We start from the raw sequence: 25,594 nt of genomic DNA on the forward strand, positions 1-25,594 counted from the left end.
GGTGATTATCCGCTGTTCAGGCAACGCAACTACAGATTATTCGTCTGCCTTGGGAATCGATGCTTCAATCGGAAACAGTTTGAGTAACGCCTGTTTGTTGGGGCGTGAACCGTATTCGCAGAGTTCGAACGATTCGGCGTATTTGACCTGCTTACCAACGTCTTCGCCGTAAATGTTAATCAGCTCTGTGCGGTACTTGTTGGCTTCGTTCGACTGACGTCGTGTCCAGGAAGGGCGGAGATGTTCAACTCGCAGTTCCGGGGGATTCGCAGGAGGAACTTTGGCGGCGCGTTCCGGGCTGCCACCAGCGCCCCCTTCCAGAGACTGAGATACCAGTTGGGCAACCGCTTTCAGTTTCTTTTCAAACACATTGTCTAATGCGACAACGACATCTGGACGGAATGGATAGGGTTTCTGAAAGCCGTCACTCGAATACATGAAGACGGGGTTCTTTTTCAGCCGCGGGACATCCGGGCAGAAGTAGGGGACTGTTACCATGAACGCGGCGTCCTGCACAAGCACACCAACATAACGATGGTCGGGATGGTAGTCCCACGGACGATGCGAAATGACCAGATCCGCTTTCCATTCCCGGATCAGTTTGACGATTTTTTTCCGGTTCTCCAAAGTCGGCAGTAGTTCGCCATCGTGGATATCCAGAACTTCTGTTTCCACTCCCAGGATCTTACCCGCGGCTTTGACTTCTGCGCTACGACGCTGTGCCAGCGTTCCGCCGGCCATCTCAAAGTGACCGATGTCACCATTCGTGACTGATACCAGTTTGACTTTATGTCCCTGTTCGGCCCACAAGGCTGCGGTACCTCCGTTTTTATATTCCGCATCATCCGGATGCGCACCAAAGCAGATGATGCGCAGCGGTTCGTTGTCTGCAGCAGAGAGCGCGGAGGGGAGAATCAGCAGGGGGCAGGCCAGGAGTAACAGGGGGGAGATGACGTTTCGCAGTAGCAGCATCATGGTCGAGAGCTCCGGTTGAGGGGGATTCAGATCAATTTTGAGACATGTATCCAAAATACCGGACCGCTTGACCAGATGGTAGTGTGGCGCATAAAAAAAGGCTCGCCGAAGCGAGCCTTATGATGTCTTGCATTGCTTTACTTGGAAAAGCTGCGAACAGTTTCTGTCTGAGCCCGGGCTGGGGCTTCTTCAGATTTGTCGACGTCTTTCCGGTTGCGGGCACGTTCGTGAGAAATGCCAACCAGTTGAACGGCGAACTGCAGTTCAGCAGGATTGAAGTAAGGCGAAGGTGGCAGACCACCAACGTGTTTGATTGATTTTGAAGCGAGTTCCTGCCAGCTCATCTTGTTGGCGAGGTGCCAGGCTGCTGCCTGACCTGCCTGCTGGTTAACCCGGCCGGTTGCGACCAGCTTCAGCAGTTCCTGCAGAGCAGGATCTTTGACCATGTCTTCAGTTTTGACCATCCGGTATTCCATCCGTGAGGAAGGCTCTTTTTTACCGTGTTCGAGACAGACCGAAGTGTAAGGAACGTAAACAGTTTTTTCAGGAGGAACAGAGAAGAAACCACCGCCGGCACCACCAGCGCCACCGGCTCCCCCTAATCCACCACCGAGTCCGCCGCCCAGACCACCGCCGGCACCACCGCCGGCTGTCTGTGCCTGACCACCCTGGCCGCCACCGAGCCCGCCGCCTAAGCCACCGCCCAGACCGCCACCCAAGCCACCGCCGAGGGCACCCTGCTTAAGAACCTGAACTGCCAGGAATGTTTCCGGCAATTTTACGTTCAACGGTTTATCGTTATTGTTCGTAATCAGAACGTTGCCACCTTTGGAGCTCTTCGCGATGATTTCGACATCGACCAGACCGGATTCCATGGCGTCAAACAGATCGTCTACCTTTTCTGCAGAAGGATCATATTTTTGCGGACGGATCGATTTTTTGCCGGCCTCCACGTTTGTGCTCAGGCAGAGAGCCAGGCAGCCAGCGGTCAGAATTGTCAAAAATCGGGACGCGGTTTTTGTGGACAACATAGAAAACGTTCCTGTGGTTCACGGAGAAAATACCACTTTCGTGTGGTGTAAGACGAGAAGTCGCTGAATCAGCTATTTATTACAACTAACCCAACATTATCATCTTACAGCATACAAATTGGTTCTGGCAACAAAAAGTTGCTGGTAAACCAAGTTTTTCACAACTCAACCTGCCGGCTGTTAAAGTCAAACCGGTCAGGTAATTCCTGCGTAGCAGCTGATTATGCAGGTTATGCGGCTGGTGAGGAAAGCGCTTTGAGCTCACCGCCTGCTGATTTCCTCCGGGGAAGCGCATTCTAAGCCTGTTAAGAGAAGGAATCTCAGATTATGATGAAGCGGTCAAAACACGATTAACGCTTACCAGTTATCAACTTATGGGAAGAAAACATGGAGCGGGAGATCACTGCGGAGAACGTGATTGAGTATCTCAGGGAACAGGGACAGCTGAAACCTGACGAGCAGGCGGATGCAGAGGCCCTGGCCTGGGGCGTTTCCAATATCGTCATTCGTATAGATCGGGCAGCGGACGCCGATTTTGTGATCAAGCAGTCCCGCAAGCAGCTGCGGACCCAGGCCGAGTGGTTCAGTCAGCTGGAACGGATCTGGCGCGAACTGGAAGTGATGCAGGAACTGGAGCAACTGTTACCTGCGGGGGTGGTTCCGCGTGTGCTGTTCGAGGATCGGGACAACTACCTGTTCGCCATGGAAGCGATCGCCGCCGATCACAGGGTCTGGAAGGCAGAACTGCTGGACGGCCGAGTAGAACAAACGGTGGCCCGCGAACTGGGGAAATATCTGAGCGCCATCCACAGAAAGTCATTCCTTCAGGAAGGCTATCAGCAGCGGTGGGGGGACTGGGAGATCTTTGACCAGCTGCGCATCGATCCCTTCTACCGCTTCATTGTTCGCTCACATCCGGAAATCAAAGAGTGGGTTGCAGAACTGATTGAGGAAATGTCCGCGCATCGGCTCTGCCTGGTACTGGCGGACTTTAGTCCCAAGAATATCCTGATCACCGACGAGCAGATCCATCTGGTCGATTTTGAGACGGCCCATTTTGGTGATCCGGCTTTCGATTTGGGATTCTTTCTGAGTCACCTCCTGCTCAAGGCCATTCATTTTCAGGCAGAGGGAACACACTGTATTGAGTTGGCGGAAACATTCTGGGAGTCCTACCTCAGCACCGAGGTCGTCGCGCCTCTGGAGCCGAGTCCCGAGACTGCTAAAATGGAGGAACCACAGATCGGTCAGCGGACCATCAAACATCTGGCAGCCTGCATGCTGGCCCGCGTCGATGGTAAGAGTACGGTCGATTACCTCTCCAGCGCGCAGCAGGACCAGGTTCGATCTTTCGCACTATCGCTGATTCTGGACGCACCGGCTTCCCTGCCGCAGGCGTTTCAAAGACTGCGGGAGATGCTGATCTCCTGAAGGGGCTCGGGTGACGCGGCCCGAGAATCCTGTTATGTTTAAATAAGGAACTGTCTGAGAGCGTCAGGCAATATTTCGGAACCACTAAGGCAGACGGGAGAGTATTCTGTCATGACACAAATCGAGTATGTGCAGGCACGCGAAGTATTTGACAGTCGGGGCAATCCCACGGTGGAGGTCGAAATCTGTTGTGCCAATTGTCGTCCGGGGCGGGCCATCGTGCCCAGTGGCGCCAGCACCGGAAAGTTCGAAGCCGTCGAACTGCGAGACGAGGATCCTGCCCGCTTTGACGGTCTGGGAGTGACTCGCGCTGTCGAGAATGTCCGCCGCGAAATTGCGGATGCACTGATCGGTCAGGATGCCGCTGATCAGCGGGCCATCGATGATCGGCTTCGCGAACTGGACGGAACAGAAAATAAATCTCGGCTGGGAGCGAACGCGATTCTGGGAGCCTCCCTGGCTGCGGCCTACGCTTCTGCCGAGTCACAACAGCAGAGCCCCGTGGAACGCTTTGCGGAAATCTGGTCGGACTATCTTGAGTCGCAGACCGGTGTCGAACCGGGACAGAGGGCGCGGACTTCCCTTCTCGCAAAGTCGATGTCCCTTCCGCTCCCGATGGTCAACATGATCTCAGGGGGATTACACGCAGGTCGCAATCTTGATTTCCAGGATTTCCTGATTCTGCCGGTCGGAGCGACCTCGTATCGTCAGGCCTTTGAATGGATCGTCACCATCTACCGTCGTCTGGGACAGATCCTCAACAAGACGGGACATGAAGGCACCCTCATCGGTGATGAGGGGGGCTACGGTCCCAAACTCTCCTGTAACAGCGAAGCGGTCAAATACGTGGTCGGTGCCATCGAAGCCGCGGGCCTGACACCAGGCGACGATGTCGCCATCGGTCTGGATGTCGCGAGTACGCACTTCTATGATGCAGAGAGTAACACCTATCATCTGAATGCGACGGGGGAGGAAGCACTCTCAGCTGACGATGTGATTAACATGCTGGAACGCTGGGTCGACACCTATCCGATCGTCAGTATCGAAGACGGCCTGGCCGAAGATGACTGGGAAGGCTGGAAGAAACTCACCGAACGCCTGGGGCATCGCGTGCAGCTGATTGGCGACGATCTGTTCGTGACCAATCGACAGCGGCTGCAGCAGGGAATCTCCAGTCAGACTGCGAACAGTGTGCTGGTCAAACTTAACCAGATCGGCACTCTGACCGAGACGCTGGAAACCCTGCGGATGGCCATCGATCACGGTTACTGGCCCGTCGTCTCTGCACGCAGCGGTGAAACCGAAGATACCACCATCGCCGACCTGGTTGTGGCAACCGGTGCCGGTCAGCTGAAGGTGGGCTCCGTGGGACGTAGCGAACGCCTGGCCAAATACAACCAACTGCTGCGACTCGAAGAACTGCTGGCGGATCGGGCTCCCTACCATGGAGGCGGAATCTTCTCGAGTCTGCAGCGGTAAGCAGGTCTTTCAGTTGATTCCGGAGAGCGAAGCCGATTGTGGACCGCGCTGGTTCCGGGAGTAGAGCGTGATGAGTGCATCCAGGTCAGCCTGAAGCGACTGGAAGACGCGAAAGATACTGACCGCTCCCAGTGTGCCTGCGACCGTAATCAGCACGATGGCGAGTTTGTCATCCAGGTTTAATATCGCCAGGGCGGCGATGCTGAGCATCGGTACCAGGAACGCCAGGATCAGATAGACCCAGCTCAATTTCTTGAGTCGCTCCAGTGGCTCAGGAGATTGCTGGCTGAAATCAGCCCGCTCGATCAGTTGCGGATAAATCGTATGCAGGCTGAAATAGGTGACCCCAAAAAACGGGTAACTGGCAGCGATCAGGCCGCAGAGCAGCAGAGATCCCAGGAAATGCAGATACGCAGAGACCGGCAGCGAACCGATGGCGTAATGCATGCTCACCGGATAGGCGATCCCCGCGATGATCCAGAGCGTGGTGCAGATCAGGGCGGCATAGTGTCCGAGTCGCAGACAGCGTTTCTGTAGCATCGTATCTGGTGGTGCAGCGGGCTGCGCAGGAGCTCGTTTCGGGGCGCGTTCTCTGACCAGTGTCCAGGTGAGCCAGCCCATCAGACCGAGGCCAGTCGGATAGGCGATCAGGTTGATGGTGGTCTGAATATTCCAGAAGGCATCCTGCGAATTTTTCAGTTGCTCGATGATGTGCTTCTGGTTGTGGAAAAAGTTAAACAGTCCCGCCAGGATATTAGGTATCGCGACGATTAAAATTATGATCAGTACTTCACACCCGGTGCAACGGGCAAACCAGCTTTTCGATGAAGGAAACAGGATCTGCTGGGCACGTGGATTCAGACATAACTCGAGCTGGCTGGCCAGTTCCTGGCCCGAATTCCACCGCTCTGCAGGATCGGGAGCCAGGCATTTCTGGAGTACGGTAATCAGATGCTCGGGGCAATCGGGGGGCAGGTGCTGAGGAGCTGCCTGCAGGCTCTGACCGGCTTTGCGCTGTTCGATCATCTGGCTGAGCAGGCTGGACCAGCTGTCGGTCATCGCAGGATTCTCAAAGGGGCGTTTTCCGGTCAGCAACTCGGCCAGCATCAGCCCCAGCGAAAAGAGATCGCTGCGCTCATCCAGGCTTTCGGGCAGGCGCGTATGTGTCGGATCATAGGCTTCCAGCTGTTCGGGCGACATGTAAGCCAGGCTGCCCCCGAAATAGGCTGCGGGTGTCGTCCCTGTCACATGCGAGCTGAAGCTGATGTTGAAGTCGGCCAGTTTGGGAACCCCTTCCGCAGTCAGCAGCACATTCGCAGGCTTGATGTCGCGGTGCAGGACTCCTTTCTGATGAGCATAGTCCAGCGCCTTCGCCAGCCGGATGCCGATCCAGCAGATCGTCTCGGGCCAGGTGAGTGAATTCAGGGTCTGGTAGGTGACCGACTCGGTTGGTCGGCTTTCTCCCCGCAATTCCAGTGACTGGTTCAAAGCGGAAACCAGCAGGCTGCCTGAACGCTCTGCGGGCGCCGTTTTGCGAATCAGTTCTATCACTGACTGCAGAGTTCCTCCCGGCAGATACTGCATATACAACAGACGCAGTTTTTCATCGGGAAGGATGCGCTGGTCAAACACCCGTACGATATTTTCGTGGTCGAACTGAGCCAGGGTCTGTGGTTCGTCGCTGGAATCCTCCGAGATTTTCAAAGCGACCAGACGCTGCATCGAATTCTGGCGGGCCTGGAAGACGCGGGCAAACGCACCCTGACCGAGCAGGGTCAGCAGATCAAAATCATCTACTGTCTGTCCGGGCTGAAACTGATGCCATGTCTGAGGTCGGATCTTGTGAAACAGACTGGTGGTCTGGTAGGCATGATCCAGATCGAAGAGTTGCTGCAGTTGTGGACTACCCGTGGGGAGGTAGCCCAAGTATTCGTCGGGATCGACATCAAATCCGTTCTGCCGCCGGAGATGATATTCTTCATAGAGCAGGTCAACGGGCAGACTCGCGGTCTGCAGTTCGGGGAATTCCTCAAGGTATTCCTGCAGGCGTTTAGGGAAATTGAAACGCTGCCAGCGATATTCGAGGTCGATTTTGATCAACTCGCTCAACAGAAAAACCGGGACCGGCTTCGTTTGTGAAAGATAAGCACGTAACTCGGGCGGTTCTTCTGCAGACTCCCAGTCGGAAACAAACTGTTCCATGGCTTCAGTCAACGCATCAAGCGCAAGCTGGCTCTCTGTTGATTCAAGACCTGGCGTAGCTTCGGACAACAGTGAACTCCCGGGTAATGGTCTGGCGGATTCAGACCTGGAATCGAGCAGGTTTATGTGGCTGACAGGCGCTAGACGTGCTATAAAATGTCAATGTCTTCTGTAATACAGTCCACATGGTAATCAATCCTGCACGGCGATGAAAGCAGAATGCTGTGCGTAAATGGTTGAACTCAGGCAGGAAGTAAGAAGCGGCATGGCGGCAGATATTGAAGAATTGATCCAACGGATTCAGCAGGGCAGCGATCCCGCGCTGCTGGAATTTCTCGAAATCCATCGTGCCCCTTTGCTGGCGTTCATCAACAAAAACATGAGTGATGCGCTGAAATCCAAAGTGGAAGCGAACGACATTCTGCAGGAAGTCTCGCTGAATGCCGTCTCAACATTTTCTGAATTTGATTTCGAAAAGAAAACTCCCTTTAACTGGCTCTGTCATCTCGCAGAACGGCGGATCATTGATAATCACCGCAAATACTTCCAGGTGCAGAAGCGGGCTGCTGGCCGGGAGATTCGTCAGCCTGCTGGTGGTGATGCAGCAGGGCAGGGTTTTATGGATCTGCTGGTAGCCAGTATGACCAGCCCCAGCCAGGCGTTCTCCCGCGGTGCCCGGGAAATGAAACTTCTGACCGCACTGGAGTCTCTCCCCGAGGAAAGTCGCGAGGCCATTCGACTGAAATATGTTGAAGGACTTAATTCCAGTGAGATCGCTGACCAGCTGGGTAAATCGGATGTGGCAGTGCGGGTGCTCGTCAGCCGGGCGATGGCAAAGCTGCAGGAGCAGCTCAAACAGGAAGATGAATTTAAAAGTCTGCTGGGAGGCTGACTATTCTTCTTCCTCCTCTTCGCCAGGAGCGGGAGACAGTTCCGAGTTGATGCGGTCAATCATCTGCCGTAAGCGTCCCAGGTTTTTGCGGTTGAACAGCAGCGAAATCCTAGGCAGGTCGACCAGGTGTTCGTCGTCCATTTCCAGATCATGGGCATCGACCTTGGTGATGATACCTGATTCCAAAATGTCTTTGAATTCGATGTTGAGCTGTTCCACGAATTCATTGCTGGGCTCGACGTGCAGACGCAGTACCAGGCGTCCGTTTACGTACCGCATACTGTTGTAGACGCTGTAAAAACCGATGATTTCGTCGACGGCATCTTCGATGTCATCGGTGATATGAAACAGTGACAAGTCTTCCGGAGAGATTAGTTCATGCTTCAGCAGATTGTTTTCAATGTAAGCTTTCCAGTCATTCCAGTACGTGCCTCCCGGCGCTTCCAGTAAGACGATGGGCATCGGATCCCGTTTCCCGGTCTGAACCAGCGTCAGGGTTTCGAATGCTTCGTCCTGGGTGCCGAATCCACCCGCACAACAGACGATCGCGTGGACCTCTTTCACAAACAGCAGTTTGCGAGTGAAGAAGTAGTTCAGGTTGACCAGTTTTTCGTCTTTATGGATGACGTAATTGGGTTCCTGCTCGAACGGGAGCATGATGTTGACGCCCATCGACATATCGGTCCCAGCACCTACGTGGGCGGCTTCCATAATCCCCGGGCCGGCGCCGGTAACGGTCATCCATTTTTCTTCCGCCATTCTACGACCGAAGTGCAGGGCCTGCTGGTAAGCGGGATCGTCGGGCAGAGTTCGGGCTGAGCCGAAGACGGTCACTTTTCGCTGCTTGCGGTAAGGTGTGAAAACCTTGAAAGCATAGCGCAGTTCTTTGAGTGCCCGGTCGAGAATCTTGAGGTCGCCGCGCGTTGCCTGGTCCTGCTTGAGTTTGTCAGCTGTGTCTTTGATACTGGCAATGATCGATTCGTGCGGATACAGCTCGGTGCAGTGTTCCGTTGGCAGTACGTCAGACTCTGAAACGCGGGGGCGGGTTTTTCGATATTTCCTCGACATGATCAATTAATCCTTTAATGTAGCTGGTCGAGATGAAGGCTGGTAAAAAATCGTTAACCCATCAGGGCATCGAGGGCTTCGTCCCTGGTTTCGTAAATCGCCCAGAGGGTGTCTAACGCCGTAATGCGGAGTAATTCGCTGGCCATTTTACTGGCACCGCACAGAACCAGTTCGCCTCCACGACTGCGCACATGTTTGTGGCATCGCAGCAGCAGGGCCAGGAAGACTGAGCCAAAGTAACTCACATCACTCAAGTCAAAAACAACCATGGGAATTTCGACTTCCTGCAACGGTGCCATGACGATATCAGCGGCCTGTTCGATCAGGTCCCAGCTCATAGATTCCACGTTGCTCGCCGGAATGATTACAACCGTGTTTCCATGCCATTCCAATTGAAAATCGTCGTGGTAGTTCGTCATGAAGTCGTTCCGCGGTGAAGATGTGATTCTCTGGATACTGAATATGAGTGCAATTACAGCCCATAATACTGTGAACACCGAGGCGAGAACAGGCTACTAGAGGCCCAAAAACGAGATTTCACACTTAACGCCCTGTAGACAGCCGCGAACTGGACCCTGAGTGCTGAGTTTGCCACCAGTTCATCCAGATTTTCGCCTGTTCGCTGGGGCTGGAAACCGTCTTCAATTCCGCTGGTTGATCGGATGGGGGAACCAGTCTGCCCAGGCTGCTCAGAATCTCTTCCAGGGTGGACGAGTTACGTTCGGTCCAGGCCATCTGGATCAGTGGTTCTACGAAGCGCGTCTGTCCCGATTCTCCCATTTCCCGCACGGCGTCCCGCCTGACTGCACTGCGGGTGTCGTTGGAAAGACGCACCAGTTCCTGCATGCCCTGGAAGTCGCCCAGGTGGCTCAAAGCGACCACGGTTTCAAAGCGGACACGCTGATTCGAATGGGTTAACAGGTTCCGCAGTGACGCCGGTCGCGACGGGTTTTGTTCGTCGGATTGAACCCCATTGATGGCGATGGGATTATGGCATTGTCCCAGGGCACGGATGGCGGCCAGTTGCACGGAGTGGTTGCTGTCATTCAACAGGGGTAAGACCCAGGGGGCATACTGGGGAATTCCGTGAGCACCAAAATACTCACAGCCCAGCACCCGAATGTCAGGCCAGTTGTGATTGATTGCCAGCAGGGCAAGCTGGGCGGCCTCTTCATAGCTGTCTCGGGAGATCGATTCCATCACAATCCGCCAGACGAGCCGGTCCTGTTCCCGGGACATCATGGTACGCAGACGTTTGACGATCACCGGATTGAGCGAAGATTTCTGTGAGCTCATAAACAGTTGCTGGGCCGCCTGACGCCGGTCGGTGACATGCGAACTATTTAACTGCTGGAGTGCGGCGTAATTTGTATCGAGTTTGGGAAGCAGGTCGCTGTATACCTCATCCGGGATGGCAACCGATGTCTCCAGAATCATCTTCTCCAGCTGATTGACTTCTTCGGGTGTCAACTGGGTCAACTCCTGGAAAGCGTGTTGCCAGCCGGGAGCGTCGGGGCTCTGGTTGATCAACTGTTGGAAGTAAGCCTGCAGTTCCGCGACACGTCCCTGATTCACGCGGGATTCCTGATGGATTCCCTGCTGCATCAACTGAGTCCAGAATCCGCCGGGAAGTTGTCCCGACTGCACCAGTGACTGGATGGCGGCTGTCCGTTCTTCACGTGAGGCTTCGATGGAGATGATCCCGCCGACACCCGTCCGTTCAGTCAGCTGCAACACACTGGCGCGGCGTGTTTTGAAGACGCCTTCCTTAATCCCTTCCAGCAGGAGTGGGATAGCCAGTTCGTCTGGCCAGTGTCGGATCGATTCAATCACGGTGAGTTGTACTTCGGTGCTGCGGTCATTGATCAGGGACTTCAGCTGCAAGGCGGCATCAGCCGTAGGAGACTGTCCCAGACCTTCGGCGACCGCCAGGCGTACGGCAGAGGAACTGTCATCTCCCAGGCCAGCCAGGTAAACCGGACCCCAGGAACTGAGGCCTGTCGCTGCGGCGACACGTACTGTTTCCTGGGGGCGGGTGGATTGCTGTTTCAAGATGCGGAGGGCAGAGTCGCTGCCCAGCAGTCCCAGGTTTCTGATAGCTTTGTTCTGCACCAGCATATCAGCGTCTTTGAGCTGTGCTGTCAGGATGGCTTCGGCGTCGGGATGACGAACCACGGCCGCCCAGTAGCCGAAGTTCCAGCGAATGATGGCATCCGGATCCCAGCGAACCTGCATGATATTCTCAGGCCAGGCAGAAGACTGGTAAGGACGCGGTTGTTGTGAGGCTGCACTGCGATGGGAAAACTGATCCGGTTCCGCATAAAACCAGAGGCCGTGCATGATACAGCCTTCCAGGGCCGCCCGGCGAAGTTCCTTCGGTGGCAACGCGTTGCTGTCAGTGATATCCATCGACTGGTTCATGGATGTGATTTGAGCAGGTGGCATGAAACGTGACAGGCTGCGGTAGAGTTCCCCTCGCAGCTTGAAGGAAATATCAGGATGCGAAAGCAGTTGGGTCAGGCGTTGCTTAGTCTCAATAGGCAGCGCGTCTGCATGTGCCAGTACCAGCGAGAGACCATTGAGTGCCGCGAGTCGTATGCCTGGCGAAACGCTGGCTTTCTGTTTCTTGTCAGACTTTGATTCGGAATCCGAACGCTTATCCGCTTCACAGACCAGCTTCTCCAGCGTCGGAATGGTGTCGGCCGCAGTCCGGGGGGCCAGGGTGGCCCAGAGGATGGTTGCGTTCCAGCCTGCCAGTGTATCATGTGCGGCCAGTTGTTGCAGGGCGGCAATTTTCTGTGACTTATGCGTCGGTTCGCTGTCTTCTTCCCGGTGGAAGAAGTCGTGCAGGGCATTGAACGACCAGCTCTCTGCTGCTGACTTGTTGTTGGGAGCAGTCGGTTTCTCAGCCCCAGCTGATTTCTCTGCTGTGGTATCGTCTGCGTCCTGTTCTGCTTTTGCTGACTTATCAGGCGTTTCGACAGCTTGCGCGACCTGTTGTAGAGGAGAGCTGTCCTGTTTGACGCCAAACAGCCAGCGATGGTTGTGTGGGGCAGAGAGCTCCGTTGTTTTTAAATCGCGAAGCGTTATCCATTCGTCATACGGAGACCAGTGATGGTTTTTGACCCACAGATCCTGGGAGAGATAAACGTTTAAGCCTTCCAACTCGGCGGGGATCTCTGGTTTGAAGGTCTCTACCTCTTTGAAGGCAGTTACGACCGGCGTTTCACTGACGTTTTGTAACAGACTTTTCTGACATCCAGAGAGTGCCGCGCAGACCAGAAGCGGGAGAGTCCACGACAGCCATTTTTGATGACTTCGACGAACCTCTGACACTCGGGCTAAATTGATTCCGCGGGGGGAAGCAGATTTCATGCGCGAAACTGATCGGTAGGTTGGGATGTGAGTTCGATTCACTTCTGGAACAGAAGCGGGAGTTGAGGACCGAACAATAACAGATGACTGAATTTAGGTGAAGAGCAGTCTCCATTCATTGGTGGCTGCGGAGGTCGCTGTTCGTGGGGCTGATATTGTTAAAATGGGATGAACTGCTCTTTGTGAAGGCTGTGTATATTTCCTGGATTGACGGCGAGGGAGTCTCTATTTCGCTTCCATGGTTCGCTTGCGGAGAGACTGTGGGTATGTCATGCTCTGGATCTATCTTGCTTAACTTCACAGAACCAAAAATCAGGATATGGAGAGAAAAGACCTATGTTGCGAAAAATGTTACCAGGAGCATTGGCACTGCTCATGCTGATGAGCGGGGCTTCCATCCAGGCGGAAGAAAAAGCACAGTCGGGCAAGCAGGGGGCTGCAGAGCTCAAAACCACGATTCCGGTCAACATGGATTACCTGATCTATCTGCCCGAGAATTATGATGAGAAAGAAAAGTGGCCCTTAATGCTGTTTCTGCACGGTGCCGGAGAGCGGGGAGATAATCTGGATCTGGTGACGGTCCACGGTCCTCCCAAGCTGATCAAGAACGGAAAGCAGTTCCCCTTCATCGTGGTTTCTCCCCAGTGTCCTGAAGAGCAACTCTGGCAGCCTGTGGAACTGACGGCTCTGTTGAATGACATTGAAAAGAAGTACAAGGTCGATAAAGACCGGATTTATGTAACGGGCCTGAGTATGGGAGGCTTCGGTACCTGGTCCCTGGCCGCTTATACCCCTTATCGCTTCGCCGCCCTGGTGCCGATTTGCGGCGGTGGTGAAAAGTTCTGGGTCAAGAAAATCAAACACGTTCCTATCTGGGTTTTCCACGGCGCGAAAGATGGCGCTGTGCCTCTGGAACGTTCGCAGACCCTGGTCGATGTGCTCAAGAAAGAAAAGGCCGATGTTTCGTTTACGATCTATCCGGAAGCCGGACACGATTCCTGGACGGAAACCTACAACAACCCCGAGGTTTACGAATGGCTGCTGAAGCAGAAACGCAAACCCGAAAAGGAAGTCAGAGCCGCGGAAGCCAAAGCAGAAGCAGAACGCAAAGCAAAGCGTGAAGCAGCGAAAAAGAAGAAGTAGTCATCACGATCAGTGAATCAGGTTGACGTAGACTGCTGCGTCAACCTGTTCTCTGATACGGAATGTTTATTGAACGAGACCTTTGGTCAATTCCATAAAGGCAGTTTCCAGGTTGATTTCTTCTTCACGGAACAACTTGAGCTGGAAGCCTTCTCCGATCAGTAGCGAGGGAATGAAGGTATAGTCCTTCACATCATTCTGCAGCGTCACCAGCATTTCATCTTTCTTGATTTCCAGCTGAGAAACCTGGGGATGCTTTTCCAGCAGGGCTGATGCCTTGTCGGTGTTCTCAGTCACCGCAACATGCAGCAGAATCCGCTGACGTGCTTTCTTCATGACCTCATCGACGTTGTCATCGACGATCAGGTTTCCTTTTTCGATCATGCCGACCCGCGTACAGACGTCTGCCAGTTCGGGAAGAATGTGACTGGAAACGATCACGGTCTTCTTCATTTCCCCCAGTCGTTTGAGCAGGTTACGGATTTCGATACGGGCACGGGGGTCGAGACCACTGGCGGGTTCGTCGAGGAGCAGTACCTGCGGTTCATGCAACAGCACACGTGCCAGCCCGATTCGCTGAGTCTGGCCGCGGGACAGCTGATTGACCATGGCGTCCCGTTTGAATGTCATGTCGACCAGTTCCAGTTTCTCTTCGCAGACCTTGCGGCGCTGTGGCCCTTTGATGCGATAAGCCGAGGCGAAAAACTCGAGGTATTCGATCACGGTCATGTCGTCATAGACGCCGAAGAAGTCGGGCATGAAGCCGACCAGACGACGGATTTCTTCGGGATGCGTGTAGATCGATTTCCCGCAAACATAGGCTTCGCCATAGTCCGGACTGAGCAGCGTGGCGATCATCCGCATGGTCGTGGTTTTGCCCGAACCGTTGGGGCCGATAAAACCGAAGACATCACCTTCACCCAGGTTCAGATTGATATTATTCACGGCAACCAGGTTACCGTAGCGTTTGGTTAAATTACGTGTTTCAATCACTCTTGATCACTCCCGGTAGGTGTGTCCTGCTGCTGGGGCAGTTCTTCTTTTTCTTTGTTCTCTTTTTCGTCCAGCGAAGGTAACTCGTATTGAATTTCCCGCGAGCGTTTCACGGGGATCACGACACGCAGATAGGTGTCCTGCTGATCCTGAGGCAACTCGGTGTCGTCCAGCTTTACCTGGCTGAGGGGCTGATCCAGTCGAGAGAACAGCACTGCTCGTCCCAGCCGCAATTGTTCGGTGAGATCCAGTTGCTCGGCGGCGATATTGGAGAGCCCTGTATAGCCGAAGCCCCCTGAGCTTTCATGGAATGTCAGAATCTTCAGGATCTGGTAAGCGTTTTTGGAGAAGGCATCGTATTCTGTCTGCTCGGTGACAACATTACCCGCATTCGCGCCGCGGGCGGCGATCCGTCGCGAAACCGAACCAGTAAGATAACCTTTGATGTTACGCGATTCGACCAGCGGACCATTGATGTCCCAGACCTGGTCGGCAGGAATGTATGAGTCTTCCAGTTGTTCCGGATTGACGAGGGGGAGGTAGATCCGGTTGCCATACGCCAGCACCCAGTCCTTCAGAGGACCGGAAAAATGCTGCGTCAGGTCCCCGGAGAGTTGCCCCAGGCTGTTCCCTGTCAGATTCGAAGTGAGCAGCTCTGGCTGCTGCTGTGACCAGTCTCCCAGCAGACTTTTGGTGCCCCATTTCAGCAGGGGCAGATTTTTGATTTCGGTGGAATCCGGAGTGAACGCATACGTGGGGCCCGTAATCGTGCCTTCGGCAGAGCGATACATGCCGGCAAACGTGGTTTCCGGCAGACCATTCCAGCAGAGGTGTGTCGGAAACTTGTCAGACTGGGCTGTGGTTGTGGGAATTTGAGACATCACCTGAACCTGGTAACGCCGCGTTTCCGGGCTGTAGAGATTCAGGTAAAACCGCCCGCGGAGTTGCCCGGTGGTGGCATCGTAGTCTGTCAGATTCAATTGAGTCGAATGTAACTGGGAGCCGTTGTTCTGTTGGGCGGTCAATACACCCCAGCCGGCAGCCAGCAGGACCATTGTTGGAAAAGTGAACCAGGTGATATGCGGTTTCTTCAGAATTCGATGTACGACCAGGTAATCGAGGGGGCCGATGATCAGCAGATAGACCAGAATCAATCCCATGACCCACCAGTGTGAGGCACGTTTGACACCCAGGAAATTCTGCTGTGAATGAAACATCTGTGTTTCGAGCTCGGAAATTCCGGTCTGCGAAATCCGTTTACCCAGCTCGGCATTTTTGCTGCGCGTGGCGGTGACCTGATTTCCACGGAGTGCCAGTTTGGGGCAGAGGTTTTCCAGTCCGTCCCAGCCGGACAGCGGACTTGTATTCAGATCTAAAGCCAGGAATGTGACCACACCCAGTCCAAAAGGAACACGGACGAGTAGCGGACCATCCAGCGAGGTGGCCAGTACTTCGCCGGCGTCAATTTGAATGCGAGAAGCAGTGGCGACACCACGAATTCGTGAGCGGACGGTTGCGTACAGTTCGAGGCTGCTCAGCTCACGTACGCGGCTGGTTCCCAGAATCTTGACTGGAATCCATTTGGCGAAATCACTCTGCTGGTACGCCTCCTGGTCAGTGCCTACGCAGATCACGAGGTGACCGCCGCTAGCGACCCAGTCTCGAATCGCTCTGTTTTTCACCCCATCCACATTGTAGTCGCTGTCGACAATCAGAGTGTCGAGGGTGTCATAGCCATAGGCGTCTTCGGGCAAGAGTGCCTGATCGGAAATCTGAACGCTGTACTGATCCAGATTCGGGTCGAGTGTCTCCAGTTCCGTTTCAGGGATCGTGTCATATCCGGCTACCTCACCGATGGTCGCCCAGAGCTCCACTGACTGTTTGATTCCCATGCCTGCGAACTGATTTTGTGCAGATCGGGGTGTGTAAGCGAACTCCTGCAGGACCGCCTGGGATTTGGCCTCTTTCAATCGGATCCGTAAGGGGCAGTCCAGCAAACCTGCTTTGAACAGGGAGCGTAACTGGTACTCACCTGGTTGCGGACATTCAAAGGCCTGCGAGGGGACTTCCGTCGGGTTTCCGTCCGGGGAGAGGGCGGTAACCGTGAATTGCAGACTGGTGGCTTCTTTTGTCGTAACTTTGAGCGTCACAGGAACCCAGCGTCCCACCTTGTAGATGCCGCCAAAACCGACCTGGACCTGCTCGACTTCAACAGCACCAGACTGTTCCGCTGCAGGCGACAGGGAAGGCTGTGCCCAGAACAGCAGTAACAGCAGCATGGAAATGAGTGGGGTTCGGAATACGAGAGGTGATTTCATGCTATCTTAATTCTGTCCCCGGAAGCCGGGACAGAGGCCCGAAAACAGTTCTGGTAATGGATTTGAGTCGTCTGAAGAACTCAAAAGTCAATTGGAATGTATCACGTGAATTCGCTGTTGTTATTATGTCCTGAGTGGAGATCAGTCTCAATACAAGGCCTTGACAAATAAAGGGTTTCCGAGGATTAACCTGTTATTCACTCAAAGACTGCTCGTCAGATCAGCAAGCAGGCTGCCGAATTTGTCCAGTGCGGGCTGTGGGATGGTGTGGGGACCCACGAATTCTGTGAAATCGACCGCATAATCCCGTTGTTCCAGCATCTCTTTCAGCCAGATCGCCCCATCGAAAGGCAGAATCGGGTCCTGAGTGCCATGACTCTGCTGAACAGGAAACCGGGCTGATTGATCCGCCAGGACACCCCAGCGTTCTTCACAAAGCAGAGTGCCTGACCAGATTGCCAGTGCGGCTGGGGGCTCGGGTAACTGCAGAGCCACTTCAGTGGATACCATGGAACCCTGTGAAAACCCAGCAAGCACGCACTGAGACAGCGGGACGCCTGTTTCCTGCAGCAATGCATCGAGCATCGCACGATACTGTTGGCCCGCTTCCAGCAGTCCATCCGGAGTCTGACCGCGCTGATCCCGGATTTTTCCGGTTGCGATTGCTTCATTCAGAGCGGCGACATCCAGCATCCACCAGGCACGTCCACCGGGAATTCCCATCTCAATCAGAGAGAGGGGGGCTGCGGGAAATACGAATTGAACCTTGTCCGCGAGTGCCGCATTCTGTCGAAGAATTTCCGGACCCAGGGGAACCAGGTCGTCGCCGGGGGCACCAAATCCGTGTGAGACGACCGCGATGATTTGAGGTTTCGTCTCAGCGGGAAGCTGATCATAGATCTGGCAGCTGAGAGGACCGAAGGTACGAGTTGTGAGAGCCATGAGATTACCGTCGATTCAGTATGAAAACGCTAAAAGAGTTATGAGTTATTGATTTACAGCACTGATTGTGTCTGCGCAGAGCCATTTTATCAATCGCGCAGCCAGCCGTCTGAATCAATTTGTGGCGATTGTCATCGAAACCGCACCACTCTGTCGTCATCTGGTAACGGCTGTGATGAGCTCTCAATGAAACGGGTTTGATTAAAACTCTGATAATTCTAGAGTTACTGCAGTTCTGAAGCTTCTCAGCCCATTCTGGAACATGGTTTGCGACCTTCCTGAGGCACGCACACTGATTGATGCAGGAGTATGCCAGGGGGATCAGACTCTCTGGATCTGATCGAAGGAGAATCACGATGTTTCAGCGCACCAGACAATTCGGCCTGATAGTTCTCTTACTGGGACTGTGGTTCATGCAGGAGAGGGGCCTGTATGCCCAGTCGCCGGGGCCGGAAGTGTTAGGGAGCCAGTTGAATCGTGATTCGTTTCAGCTCTGCCGGGAGATTCGCAGCCGATTTCGGGGGATTCGTGGACAGCGCATGTACTACTCGAAGGCACGTGAGATCCATGCACTGGCGGATGACATTCAGCGGATGATCATCCTGAAGGCACCCGTCCAGGGGATGGATCAGGCACTGGTCGATCTGGAACTGCTGGTTACGGATCTGGAGCAGACGCTGAAATCGGCCCGGTTACCGGTCCTGACTAGTCCGGTAATCAAGCCGACCGGGCCGAATGGATATGTCTTTTATGGCGGCAACGGATATCCGGATCCCTGTTTTCGCTGTCAGGGATTTCCTTATCAGATGATTCCGGAACAGAGTCTCAATGAAGTCTACGGAACTTTGCAGGGGATGCAGTTTTCAATTCGACAGTTACAGGCTCATTATGCACCTCCTGTTGCGGTGCCGGGGAAACGGACGTTTCCGGCGCCGGTGCCGGGAACCGACTCAGATCTGCAACCTGAGTTTCCTGCCAACCGGACACCGCAGCGGTCCCCACCGCTCCAGCCACGTCAGCCAGAGCGCGATTCCGACTGGAAGCCGTCTCGCAAGACCGCACCGGTGTTTCCTGCTCCGCAGCAGAAGTCCACGCCACCGACTCTGGAAGGACCCGAATTTCTGCCACCACTGCCGATGCCGGAATAAGGATCTGCACTTCAGCCAGAGTGGATATGAATTTTCAGCCACTTGTCTTTTCGGAGAGGATGCGTCAACATGTTCCTGACTGACGTGACGTTTAATCAGGAACGGGAAGTATGCTTGACTATGATGCTGAGGAAGTGACCGCTTATTTGCATGAGCATATTCCAATCACCCGCGCCATGCAGCTGGAAGTGATGCCTCCTGAACCGGATCGCCTGCGGCTGCTGGCCCGATTGAAGCCGAATCTGAATCACCAGGAGACTGCCTTTGGAGGCAGCATTGCCAGTCTCGGAATCCTGGCCGGCTGGACCCTGATCCATCTGCGTCTACATGGTTGTGAACGCAGATATAAAATCGTGATTCACAAAAGTGAAATCGAGTTCCAGCGCCCCATCGAGGCTGATTTTGAAGGGGCATGCCTGTTCCCGGAGGAGCCCGTGTGGGAAACATTCCTGGCATCTCTGCAGCGGAAAGGCAGAGCCCGGATAGAACTAAATCCCCAGGTAATGGTCAACGGCAAGGTTGCCGCGACCATTAAGGGGATCTTCGTCATTCGTGAATTGTCAGACGTCTGAACCCACTCAGCTGGTTTCCGTATTCTCAGTGGTTTCGGGCTCCGGGAGTTCCGGCGGAGGAATCATCTCCGGTTTATCGCCGTAGAACAGATGCACGTCCCGTTGTGGGAAGGCGATTTCAATATCGGCCGCATTAAACTGTTCGTGAATCGCAGTATGAATCTGGTGAATCGCCAGCAACCGGTTATCAAGGTCAGGCAGGTAGGCTCTCAGGATCAGGTTCAACGTACTGTCGCCGAATGATTCAAAGGTGATGCTGGGAGCCGGATCCTCCAGGACCAGCGGATGGTCCATCAGGATTTTCATTGCCAGGTCAGTGGCCTTGTTCGTATCGGTACCGTAAGCGACGCCCACCGTGAGAGTCACACGATTGACAGAATCAGTCAGAGTCCAGTTCAAAAGTTTGCCGGTAATGAAGTCCCGGTTGGGAACGATGTATTCCTTGCGGTCCCAGTTGGTAATGGTGGTCGCCCGCATCCGGATTCGAGAAACGATGCCTGTGATTTCATCCACGGTGATAATGTCTCCCACGCGAATTGGTCGCTCGATCAGCAGAATCAGGCCGGAAACAAAGTTGGCGAAGATTTCCTGCAAACCGAAACCAAGGCCGAAGGTCAGGGCGGTCGCCAGCCATTGCAGTTTCGACCAGCCCAGGCCGAGTGCATTGAAGACTACAAAAATACCAATCAGAGCCACAACGTAGCGGGCCAGACTGGTCGTCGCATATTTCACAGAGGAGTCCAGGGGGAGCCTTTGCAGCACCAGGAATTCCAGCAGTCCGGGAATATTGCGTGTAGCGATCACGGCAAACAGGGCATAAATCAGTGCCAGGGCGACATCTAGATAGGTGACCGGTTCCAGACGCTCTGTGACTTTTGTCGTGACATTACCGTCAGAGTCTTTGATCTCTTCTTCGGTCTGGACCTGACTCGACCAGAGCTTGAACGAGTCAAGACGATTGAAGGCGGGCATCACGTCCCCCCAGATCCCGAAGGCGCCCAGCAGCAGGATCACCAGCATACACGCATTAACCAGTCGTTTGATCTGGGCGGAGATCTTGGTCAGGTCAGCCGGGTTTTCTTCTTCGGTCGTAATCCCGGCAATGTTGGACTCAGGTGTCGACGATTCCTGATTCTCTTTACGCAGTGCCTCCAGTCGTTCCTGATTCAGTTTATGGCTTAACTGGCGATGATGGATCAGAATCCAGCGCAACAGGATCGCGCGGAACAGGATCACGCCCAGGAAGAGCCAGAGCGTCAGGAAGATCAGGTGGAACAGGCTCATCGCTGTGAAGTAAAAGCCGATCAACGATAGCAGGATCAGACTGCAGGGAACGGCCAGAGCCAGGAAATAGACCAGATATTTCAGACGGTCATACCAGACTTCCTGGTTGTAGTTCATAATCGACTGAAAGAGACCGGAGCGGGGATGGAATACCCGGCGGGCAAAGATCGTATACGTCACCAGTAACGCGACGAAGAACAGTCGCTCCAGCAGATCCTGGGTGCGATCGACCTCCTTGCCATGCAGGAGCAGTGTGACAAAGAGCAGGGGGACGGAAACACTGATCACCCAGCGGACGTTTTTCCGTACGTAGAGCACGGTCTGTTTGTACCAGCCAAAGTGCGATTCCCCCAGTCCCAGAGGACGACAGATCTGGCGGATCAATTCCCAGAAAAACAGCAGCCAGGCGACCTGCCGCAAACTGGAATCCACGGCTTTGACGAAGGGAGCTGTCTCGAGACCACTTCCCAGACGCCAGGCGAAAAACCAGATGAATCCCGGCCAGACGACTGCAATGAACAAGGTCAGGAAGGCGACGCGCGCGGTGATTCCAAATTTGCGAAAGCTGCTGCGAATGATTTCCTTGTTGATGATCCGCAACTGCTGTCGCACATTGTACGCCAGATAGAGCAGACTGATAAAACAGAAAATCCCGGTTGCATAGATGATGGGGTTGGTGATGATATCCTGCTGGATGGCTTCGAGTAGCTGTTTCCAGTGTTTGAGGGAAAGTAACCAGCTCAGGGAGTTCGGAATCTGCTTCGCTTCGGCAAACGAGATCGGAGGCGAACTTTTGATCCAGAAGACCCGTTCCTGAATGTAATCTGCATATTCTTCCGTCTGCTTGACCAATTGTGTTTCTGCGACATCGAGGTCCATCAGTTTATTGAAATATGCGTTATTACTGCGGATCAGCGTATCCAGGTACTCTTTCTGTTTGGCCAGTGTCTCTTCGACAATGCTCTTGAGATTCGCTTTTTCGATATCAGACAGCTTTCGCTTGCTGTCCTTGATGATGTTGTCTGTGACGGTTTCAGCAGAGGGAAATTCTGACCACTCATCATCCAGCTCAAACAGCCGCAGGTGAACTTCGTCGATTTCCTTAGCGCGTTTCTCGATGCTCAGTTTCCGCGTCTCTATATCGGGCAGGGAAGACTGCTGGTTTCGCAGGAGTAACCCAATCGGTCCGGTCAGACCGATGGATGTTTCTTTCTCCTTGGTTTGGGTAAACTGCTTTTTGAGCTCATCCAGTATTTTACTGGTCTGGGAATACTTCTGATCGGCCGATTGAATTTTATGGTTCAGGGCCTGAATGTCTTCGGCATACTGCTGGTTCTTTTCGGCCAGGGGTTGCAGCAGCGGATTGGTCGCAAACACTTCATCCCGGGCTTCCTGTACCCGCATTTCGGATTCGATATTGCGGCGTTTGGCAATCTGTTTCTTGAGTGCCTCTACCTTTTCAGATTGCTTCTGAGTCTGCAGTTTCAGAAAGTCCTGTCTTACGCGGGGATAACCAACGGCCTCCTCGGCCTCATAGGAAGACAGCTCACTTCGCAATGCCGGCTTTTCGGTCTTCAGCAGGCTGATCCGGGTTTTCAGCTCAGTCTTGCGGGCATCAGTGACAATAGCCGGTTCGTCAGCCGGGGCGGGGAGTGCCAGCTGTTTTTCCAGGTCACTGATCTTATTATCGATCTCTGCGATCCGGGTCAGAATCTCTTTCTGCCGATTCACTCGGCCAGTAATCTGTTCATCCCAGTTGGATTGTTGTTGTTTGAACTGCTCAAGATTCGCTTCCTCTTCCACCAGCGTTTGCTGTAGCTTAGGCAAATCCTGCATATGGTCAAAAGAAGGTACAGGTAGTTTATTGAGGTTGTCAATCTGCTGCTTGACCTGGTCCAGCCGCTGCATCGCATTTTTAGCATCTTCGGCATAACGACCGGTAGCCACCTTAAGGTCTTCCGCCTTTTTAAGGTTGGCCAGTGCCTGGCTGTAGAACTCTCCGGCTTTTTTCTGGTTGTCCTCAGTCAGATCTTTGATATTTTTAATCTGGTCGATTCGCTTCTGAATCGACTCACTGGTGATCTGAGGTTCTTCAGTTGTGGTCGTTGAATCGCTACCATTGGCAGGAGCCGGTTTCTTGGGCACCTGGGAATAGGAACTGGAGATAAATCCAGTCAGCACTAACAGAACGATGCCAACAGGCAGGCAGGATGTCCGCAAACGAGAACGACAGAACATGAGACGGCTATTTTCTTTTTTGAATCAATTCGAATTAGCTGAGGAGTTTCAATCCCAGTCAGGGATTGAGCTTTCGCGGCACAGTTTAGTGACTGAGAGGGGGCTAGGGCAAGGTGTGATCCAGTAGGCTGGACAGGATTGCGCATCTGGATGAGACCGTCAAGTATGCCTGGGGGGCACCGACTCTAGTCAGAGACCACATACAGAAACGTTTAACTACAGACCGGCGAGATACAATCTCAGCTCTATCTGAGACCTGATGTCGAGTTAAAGAACTTGGGAAGTCTCCAGGAATAAGTCCTTGACACTTACACACGTAGGGGTGAATAATACTTATAGAGTTGTTTACGGACAATTTCCCGCCTGAAGTCCTGTTCATATTTTACTACCTGAGTGGGCTCCGACCTGTGCAATTACATTCCACATTCATTGAATATGAATCACAACTGCATTGGGCAGCACGTGTTATGATCCGTGCCTGCCTGCTGCTGTCGTTGTGGAATTTGCCATTCCCCTGGCTGCACAATCACGAAGCTTATGCCGCCGCGGAGAACAGCAGCGCACAACTGCCCGCTCACCTGAATCAGTTTCACGATGGTATTGAAGCTCCCGAAAAAGGCTGGCATCTGCACTTCGTTTATCTGGGTAGAGAACAAAGCGAAGATCCTCTGAAACAGAACCTGCCCTCGCAGCAGAATCAACTGATTCTCATCGAAACCGCCAGCACATCTTCTACTGGGAAAACAGGGACACTGAGTCCTGTCGAACAATTCCTGATTTGTGCTGCCTTTTCCGCTAATTCCTGCTTTTTCCGGATGATCCCTGCCGGGACTGGCGACCAGCAATATGGTCCCCCTGTCTCCCAGGCCTGCTCTACAGGATCTCCTCGCGATCTGACCTGCGTTTCGCGCTGCTGAGTTTGTGCTCCCTGTGTGAACGAGTTTCGTTTTGCGCTCAGGGTTATGCACAGTTGAATGCAGTTTGAAACTGCGCTGCGCATGATTCTCTCTCATTTCCGCCGATTCGGGAGACACTTTCATGAAATCGCGAGTTATTAGCATCATGGTCATTCTGATTCTGTTCGTCGGAATCGGAATTTACTGGAAACAAAATCAGTCAAAAACAGAGGCAGAAACAGGTGCTCCTGACATCGGTTCTGCAGTCGAAACTGCAAACGAGGATGCGCCCTCGGAAGTGGCCCTCTCTGAAGAGAAAATGAAAAACATTCAACTGACGGTGGCCCCTGTGAAACGACAGCCACTGAGTCAGATTCGCATGGTTCCCGGGCGGTTGCAGTATGACGACCGCAAACATGTTTCAATCAAAGCACCCGCTGATGGTGTGCTGGTGGAAGTTCGTGTGAAAACGGGAGATGAGATCAAAGAAGGTCAGGTGCTGGCAGTCCTGAACAGTCCCGAGATCGGAACCGCACGCGCCGACCTGTTGCAGCGGACGGCCGAGTATGAACTGGCCCAAAAACAGTTCGGCTGGAAAAATGAAATCCAGAACAATGTGCAGAAACTGGTCGATGCTCTACTCAGTAAGCAGCCGATGCCGGAGATCGAAAAAGAGTTCGCGAACGAGAAACTGGGAGACTACCGGTCCCAACTGCTCCCCGCTTATTCACGCTACCTGCTGGCTGAAATGATCAATTCGAAATCCGCTCCCCTGGCGAAATCGGGGGCAATTTCTCTGCAGTCATTGAAGCGGCGTGAAACTGAAATGCAGGATGCACGGGCCGATCTGAAATCTCTGTGCGAACAGTCGATTTACGACGTCAAACTGGAACGCGATCGAGAACAGGCACGCGTCAATGATGCCGAACATCGCATGACTATCAGTCGTCAGAATCTGGAGGCCCTGCTGGGAGCGACCGTCGATCCCGGCAGTAAAGAGCTCAAGGCTGCAGAGAAACTCTCCCGACTGGAGGTCATCGCCCCTTTCAGTGGAACCATTGAGGACCGTACTTTCAGCAGGTCCGAACGCGTAAATCGATCCGATGCACTGTTCACACTCGCGCAGACCGACACTCTCTGGGTGGCTGCCGATATCCGTGAATCGGACTGGGCAGCGATTTCACTGACGGGCAGCCAGGAGCTGCAGGTGAAAGTCAATTCGTATCCCGATGAGACATTCCCGGCGCGACTGTACTACCTCGGACGTTCGGTTTCACCTGTGACCAATTCGGTTCCGTTGATTGCAGAGATAAAAAATCCGGACGGCAAACTGCGTCCCGGCATGTTCGTCCAGGTTCTGATTCCCGGCAAGCAGAAGTCCGATGTGATTACGGTCCCGGCCCGGGCAGTTCTGGATGACGCGCAACAGGAATTTGTTTTCGTCAAAACATCCGATCGTTCATTTCGACGTGTTGATATTCAGTCAGGTTTGAAAACAGAAGACTGGGTGGAAGTTCAGAATGGTCTTACGGAAGGTGAGCAGGTTGTGGATGAGGGGGCGTTTACCCTCAAGTCCGAACTGCTGCTGGAACGGGAAGAATAACGCT

Annotated in this window: 18 protein-coding genes; 8 read left to right on the forward strand and 10 right to left on the reverse strand. The window is 53.7% G+C overall.

Features of this window, described 5'->3' with window-relative positions; translation table 11 throughout:
- Nucleotides 1–36 precede the first annotated feature (36 nt).
- Both F1728_RS29270 and F1728_RS29275 read right to left on the reverse strand, forming a co-directional pair.
- Complete coding sequence (locus F1728_RS29270; protein ID WP_228030399.1) at nucleotides 37–975, reverse strand: PIG-L deacetylase family protein; 939 nt, start codon at nucleotides 973–975, stop codon at nucleotides 37–39.
- A gap of 137 nt (nucleotides 976–1,112) precedes the next feature.
- A complete protein-coding gene (locus F1728_RS29275; protein WP_155366967.1) occupies nucleotides 1,113–2,006 on the reverse strand; it encodes a hypothetical protein in 894 nt (297 codons plus the stop codon).
- A gap of 387 nt (nucleotides 2,007–2,393) precedes the next feature.
- Here F1728_RS29275 and F1728_RS29280 point away from each other — a divergent pair, with 387 nt between their 5' ends.
- The gene (locus F1728_RS29280) at nucleotides 2,394–3,437 is read left to right on the forward strand and encodes a phosphotransferase family protein (RefSeq protein WP_155366968.1); all 1,044 of its coding nucleotides are present in this window, start codon (nucleotides 2,394–2,396) and stop codon (nucleotides 3,435–3,437) included.
- A gap of 111 nt (nucleotides 3,438–3,548) precedes the next feature.
- On the forward strand, nucleotides 3,549–4,916 hold the full coding sequence (gene eno, locus F1728_RS29285) for a phosphopyruvate hydratase (RefSeq protein WP_155366969.1): 1,368 nt from the start codon (nucleotides 3,549–3,551) through the stop codon (nucleotides 4,914–4,916).
- A gap of 9 nt (nucleotides 4,917–4,925) precedes the next feature.
- Here eno and F1728_RS29290 read toward each other — a convergent pair whose 3' ends face one another.
- Entirely contained in the window at nucleotides 4,926–7,187 is a 2,262-nt protein-coding gene (locus F1728_RS29290) for a serine/threonine-protein kinase (RefSeq protein ID WP_155366970.1), read from the reverse strand.
- 196 nt (nucleotides 7,188–7,383) lie between these two features.
- Here F1728_RS29290 and F1728_RS29295 point away from each other — a divergent pair, with 196 nt between their 5' ends.
- Nucleotides 7,384–8,010 carry an RNA polymerase sigma factor gene (locus F1728_RS29295; protein WP_155366971.1) on the forward strand — a complete coding sequence of 209 codons (627 nt, stop codon included), beginning with the start codon at nucleotides 7,384–7,386 and terminating at the stop codon, nucleotides 8,008–8,010.
- Here the strand turns inward: F1728_RS29295 and F1728_RS29300 are convergent, their stop codons facing one another.
- The 3 genes from F1728_RS29300 to F1728_RS29310 all read right to left on the reverse strand — a co-directional run bounded on the left by F1728_RS29300 (nucleotide 8,011) and on the right by F1728_RS29310 (nucleotide 12,414).
- Nucleotides 8,011–9,078, reverse strand: coding sequence for an LOG family protein (locus F1728_RS29300; RefSeq protein WP_155366972.1), 1,068 nt, complete (start codon nucleotides 9,076–9,078; stop codon nucleotides 8,011–8,013). It abuts the gene before it with no gap.
- Between the two features lie 53 nt (nucleotides 9,079–9,131).
- Nucleotides 9,132–9,497 (reverse strand): STAS domain-containing protein, encoded by a 366-nt coding sequence (locus F1728_RS29305; RefSeq protein ID WP_145041575.1) that lies wholly within the window; start codon nucleotides 9,495–9,497, stop codon nucleotides 9,132–9,134.
- 124 nt (nucleotides 9,498–9,621) lie between these two features.
- Complete coding sequence (locus F1728_RS29310) at nucleotides 9,622–12,414, reverse strand: HEAT repeat domain-containing protein (RefSeq protein ID WP_194242588.1); 2,793 nt, start codon at nucleotides 12,412–12,414, stop codon at nucleotides 9,622–9,624.
- Between the two features lie 375 nt (nucleotides 12,415–12,789).
- On the opposite strand from F1728_RS29310, the gene F1728_RS29315 reads away from it, so the two are divergent.
- The gene (locus F1728_RS29315; RefSeq protein WP_194242589.1) at nucleotides 12,790–13,596 is read left to right on the forward strand and encodes a carboxylesterase family protein; all 807 of its coding nucleotides are present in this window, start codon (nucleotides 12,790–12,792) and stop codon (nucleotides 13,594–13,596) included.
- A gap of 66 nt (nucleotides 13,597–13,662) precedes the next feature.
- Here the strand turns inward: F1728_RS29315 and F1728_RS29320 are convergent, their stop codons facing one another.
- The 3 genes from F1728_RS29320 to F1728_RS29330 form a co-directional block, all read right to left on the reverse strand.
- Nucleotides 13,663–14,589, reverse strand: a complete 927-nt coding sequence (locus F1728_RS29320; RefSeq protein WP_145440961.1) for an ABC transporter ATP-binding protein — start codon at nucleotides 14,587–14,589, stop codon at nucleotides 13,663–13,665.
- Nucleotides 14,586–16,907: a hypothetical protein gene (locus F1728_RS29325; RefSeq protein ID WP_155366974.1), complete on the reverse strand. Its 2,322-nt coding sequence runs from the start codon at nucleotides 16,905–16,907 to the stop codon at nucleotides 14,586–14,588. The genes F1728_RS29320 and F1728_RS29325 overlap by 4 nt, the downstream gene beginning before the upstream one ends.
- Nucleotides 16,908–17,108: 201 nt before the next feature.
- Nucleotides 17,109–17,849, reverse strand: coding sequence for an alpha/beta hydrolase (locus tag F1728_RS29330; protein ID WP_155366975.1), 741 nt, complete (start codon nucleotides 17,847–17,849; stop codon nucleotides 17,109–17,111).
- A gap of 356 nt (nucleotides 17,850–18,205) precedes the next feature.
- Here F1728_RS29330 and F1728_RS29335 point away from each other — a divergent pair, with 356 nt between their 5' ends.
- Together F1728_RS29335 and F1728_RS29340 are read left to right on the forward strand one after the other, a co-directional pair.
- Nucleotides 18,206–18,997 carry a hypothetical protein gene (locus F1728_RS29335; RefSeq protein WP_155366976.1) on the forward strand — a complete coding sequence of 264 codons (792 nt, stop codon included), beginning with the start codon at nucleotides 18,206–18,208 and terminating at the stop codon, nucleotides 18,995–18,997.
- A gap of 110 nt (nucleotides 18,998–19,107) precedes the next feature.
- Nucleotides 19,108–19,569, forward strand: a complete 462-nt coding sequence (locus F1728_RS29340) for a YiiD C-terminal domain-containing protein (RefSeq protein ID WP_155366977.1) — start codon at nucleotides 19,108–19,110, stop codon at nucleotides 19,567–19,569.
- A 6-nt stretch (nucleotides 19,570–19,575) separates the two neighbouring features.
- On the opposite strand, the gene F1728_RS29345 is transcribed toward F1728_RS29340, so the two are convergent.
- Nucleotides 19,576–23,091 carry a mechanosensitive ion channel domain-containing protein gene (locus F1728_RS29345; protein WP_155366978.1) on the reverse strand — a complete coding sequence of 1,172 codons (3,516 nt, stop codon included), beginning with the start codon at nucleotides 23,089–23,091 and terminating at the stop codon, nucleotides 19,576–19,578.
- A 467-nt stretch (nucleotides 23,092–23,558) separates the two neighbouring features.
- Between F1728_RS29345 and F1728_RS29350 the strand changes: the two genes are divergently transcribed.
- Both F1728_RS29350 and F1728_RS29355 read left to right on the forward strand, forming a co-directional pair.
- Nucleotides 23,559–24,008: a hypothetical protein gene (locus tag F1728_RS29350; protein WP_155366979.1), complete on the forward strand. Its 450-nt coding sequence runs from the start codon at nucleotides 23,559–23,561 to the stop codon at nucleotides 24,006–24,008.
- 121 nt (nucleotides 24,009–24,129) lie between these two features.
- Entirely contained in the window at nucleotides 24,130–25,590 is a 1,461-nt protein-coding gene (locus tag F1728_RS29355) for an efflux RND transporter periplasmic adaptor subunit (protein ID WP_155366980.1), read from the forward strand.
- The last annotated feature ends 4 nt before the right edge of the window (nucleotides 25,591–25,594 follow it).

The organism is Gimesia benthica (genome assembly GCF_009720525.1).
Taxonomy (GTDB): domain Bacteria; phylum Planctomycetota; class Planctomycetia; order Planctomycetales; family Planctomycetaceae; genus Gimesia; species Gimesia benthica.

Excerpts from the sequence above, each read along its gene's own strand:
- F1728_RS29300 (WP_155366972.1), bottom strand. The coding sequence starts at position 9,078 with ATGTCGAGGAAATATCGAAAAACCCGCCCCCGCGTTTCAGAGTCTGAC.
- F1728_RS29340 (WP_155366977.1), top strand. The coding sequence starts at position 19,108 with ATGCTTGACTATGATGCTGAGGAAGTGACCGCTTATTTGCATGAGCAT.
- F1728_RS29280 (WP_155366968.1), top strand. The coding sequence starts at position 2,394 with ATGGAGCGGGAGATCACTGCGGAGAACGTGATTGAGTATCTCAGGGAA.
- F1728_RS29270 (WP_228030399.1), bottom strand. The coding sequence starts at position 975 with ATGATGCTGCTACTGCGAAACGTCATCTCCCCCCTGTTACTCCTGGCC.
- F1728_RS29275 (WP_155366967.1), bottom strand. The coding sequence starts at position 2,006 with ATGTTGTCCACAAAAACCGCGTCCCGATTTTTGACAATTCTGACCGCT.
- F1728_RS29325 (WP_155366974.1), bottom strand. The coding sequence starts at position 16,907 with ATGAAATCACCTCTCGTATTCCGAACCCCACTCATTTCCATGCTGCTG.
- F1728_RS29350 (WP_155366979.1), top strand. The coding sequence starts at position 23,559 with ATGATCCGTGCCTGCCTGCTGCTGTCGTTGTGGAATTTGCCATTCCCC.
- eno (WP_155366969.1), top strand. The coding sequence starts at position 3,549 with ATGACACAAATCGAGTATGTGCAGGCACGCGAAGTATTTGACAGTCGG.
- F1728_RS29305 (WP_145041575.1), bottom strand. The coding sequence starts at position 9,497 with ATGACGAACTACCACGACGATTTTCAATTGGAATGGCATGGAAACACG.
- F1728_RS29355 (WP_155366980.1), top strand. The coding sequence starts at position 24,130 with ATGAAATCGCGAGTTATTAGCATCATGGTCATTCTGATTCTGTTCGTC.
- F1728_RS29335 (WP_155366976.1), top strand. The coding sequence starts at position 18,206 with ATGTTTCAGCGCACCAGACAATTCGGCCTGATAGTTCTCTTACTGGGA.
- F1728_RS29345 (WP_155366978.1), bottom strand. The coding sequence starts at position 23,091 with ATGTTCTGTCGTTCTCGTTTGCGGACATCCTGCCTGCCTGTTGGCATC.
- F1728_RS29295 (WP_155366971.1), top strand. The coding sequence starts at position 7,384 with ATGGCGGCAGATATTGAAGAATTGATCCAACGGATTCAGCAGGGCAGC.
- F1728_RS29330 (WP_155366975.1), bottom strand. The coding sequence starts at position 17,849 with ATGGCTCTCACAACTCGTACCTTCGGTCCTCTCAGCTGCCAGATCTAT.
- F1728_RS29315 (WP_194242589.1), top strand. The coding sequence starts at position 12,790 with ATGTTGCGAAAAATGTTACCAGGAGCATTGGCACTGCTCATGCTGATG.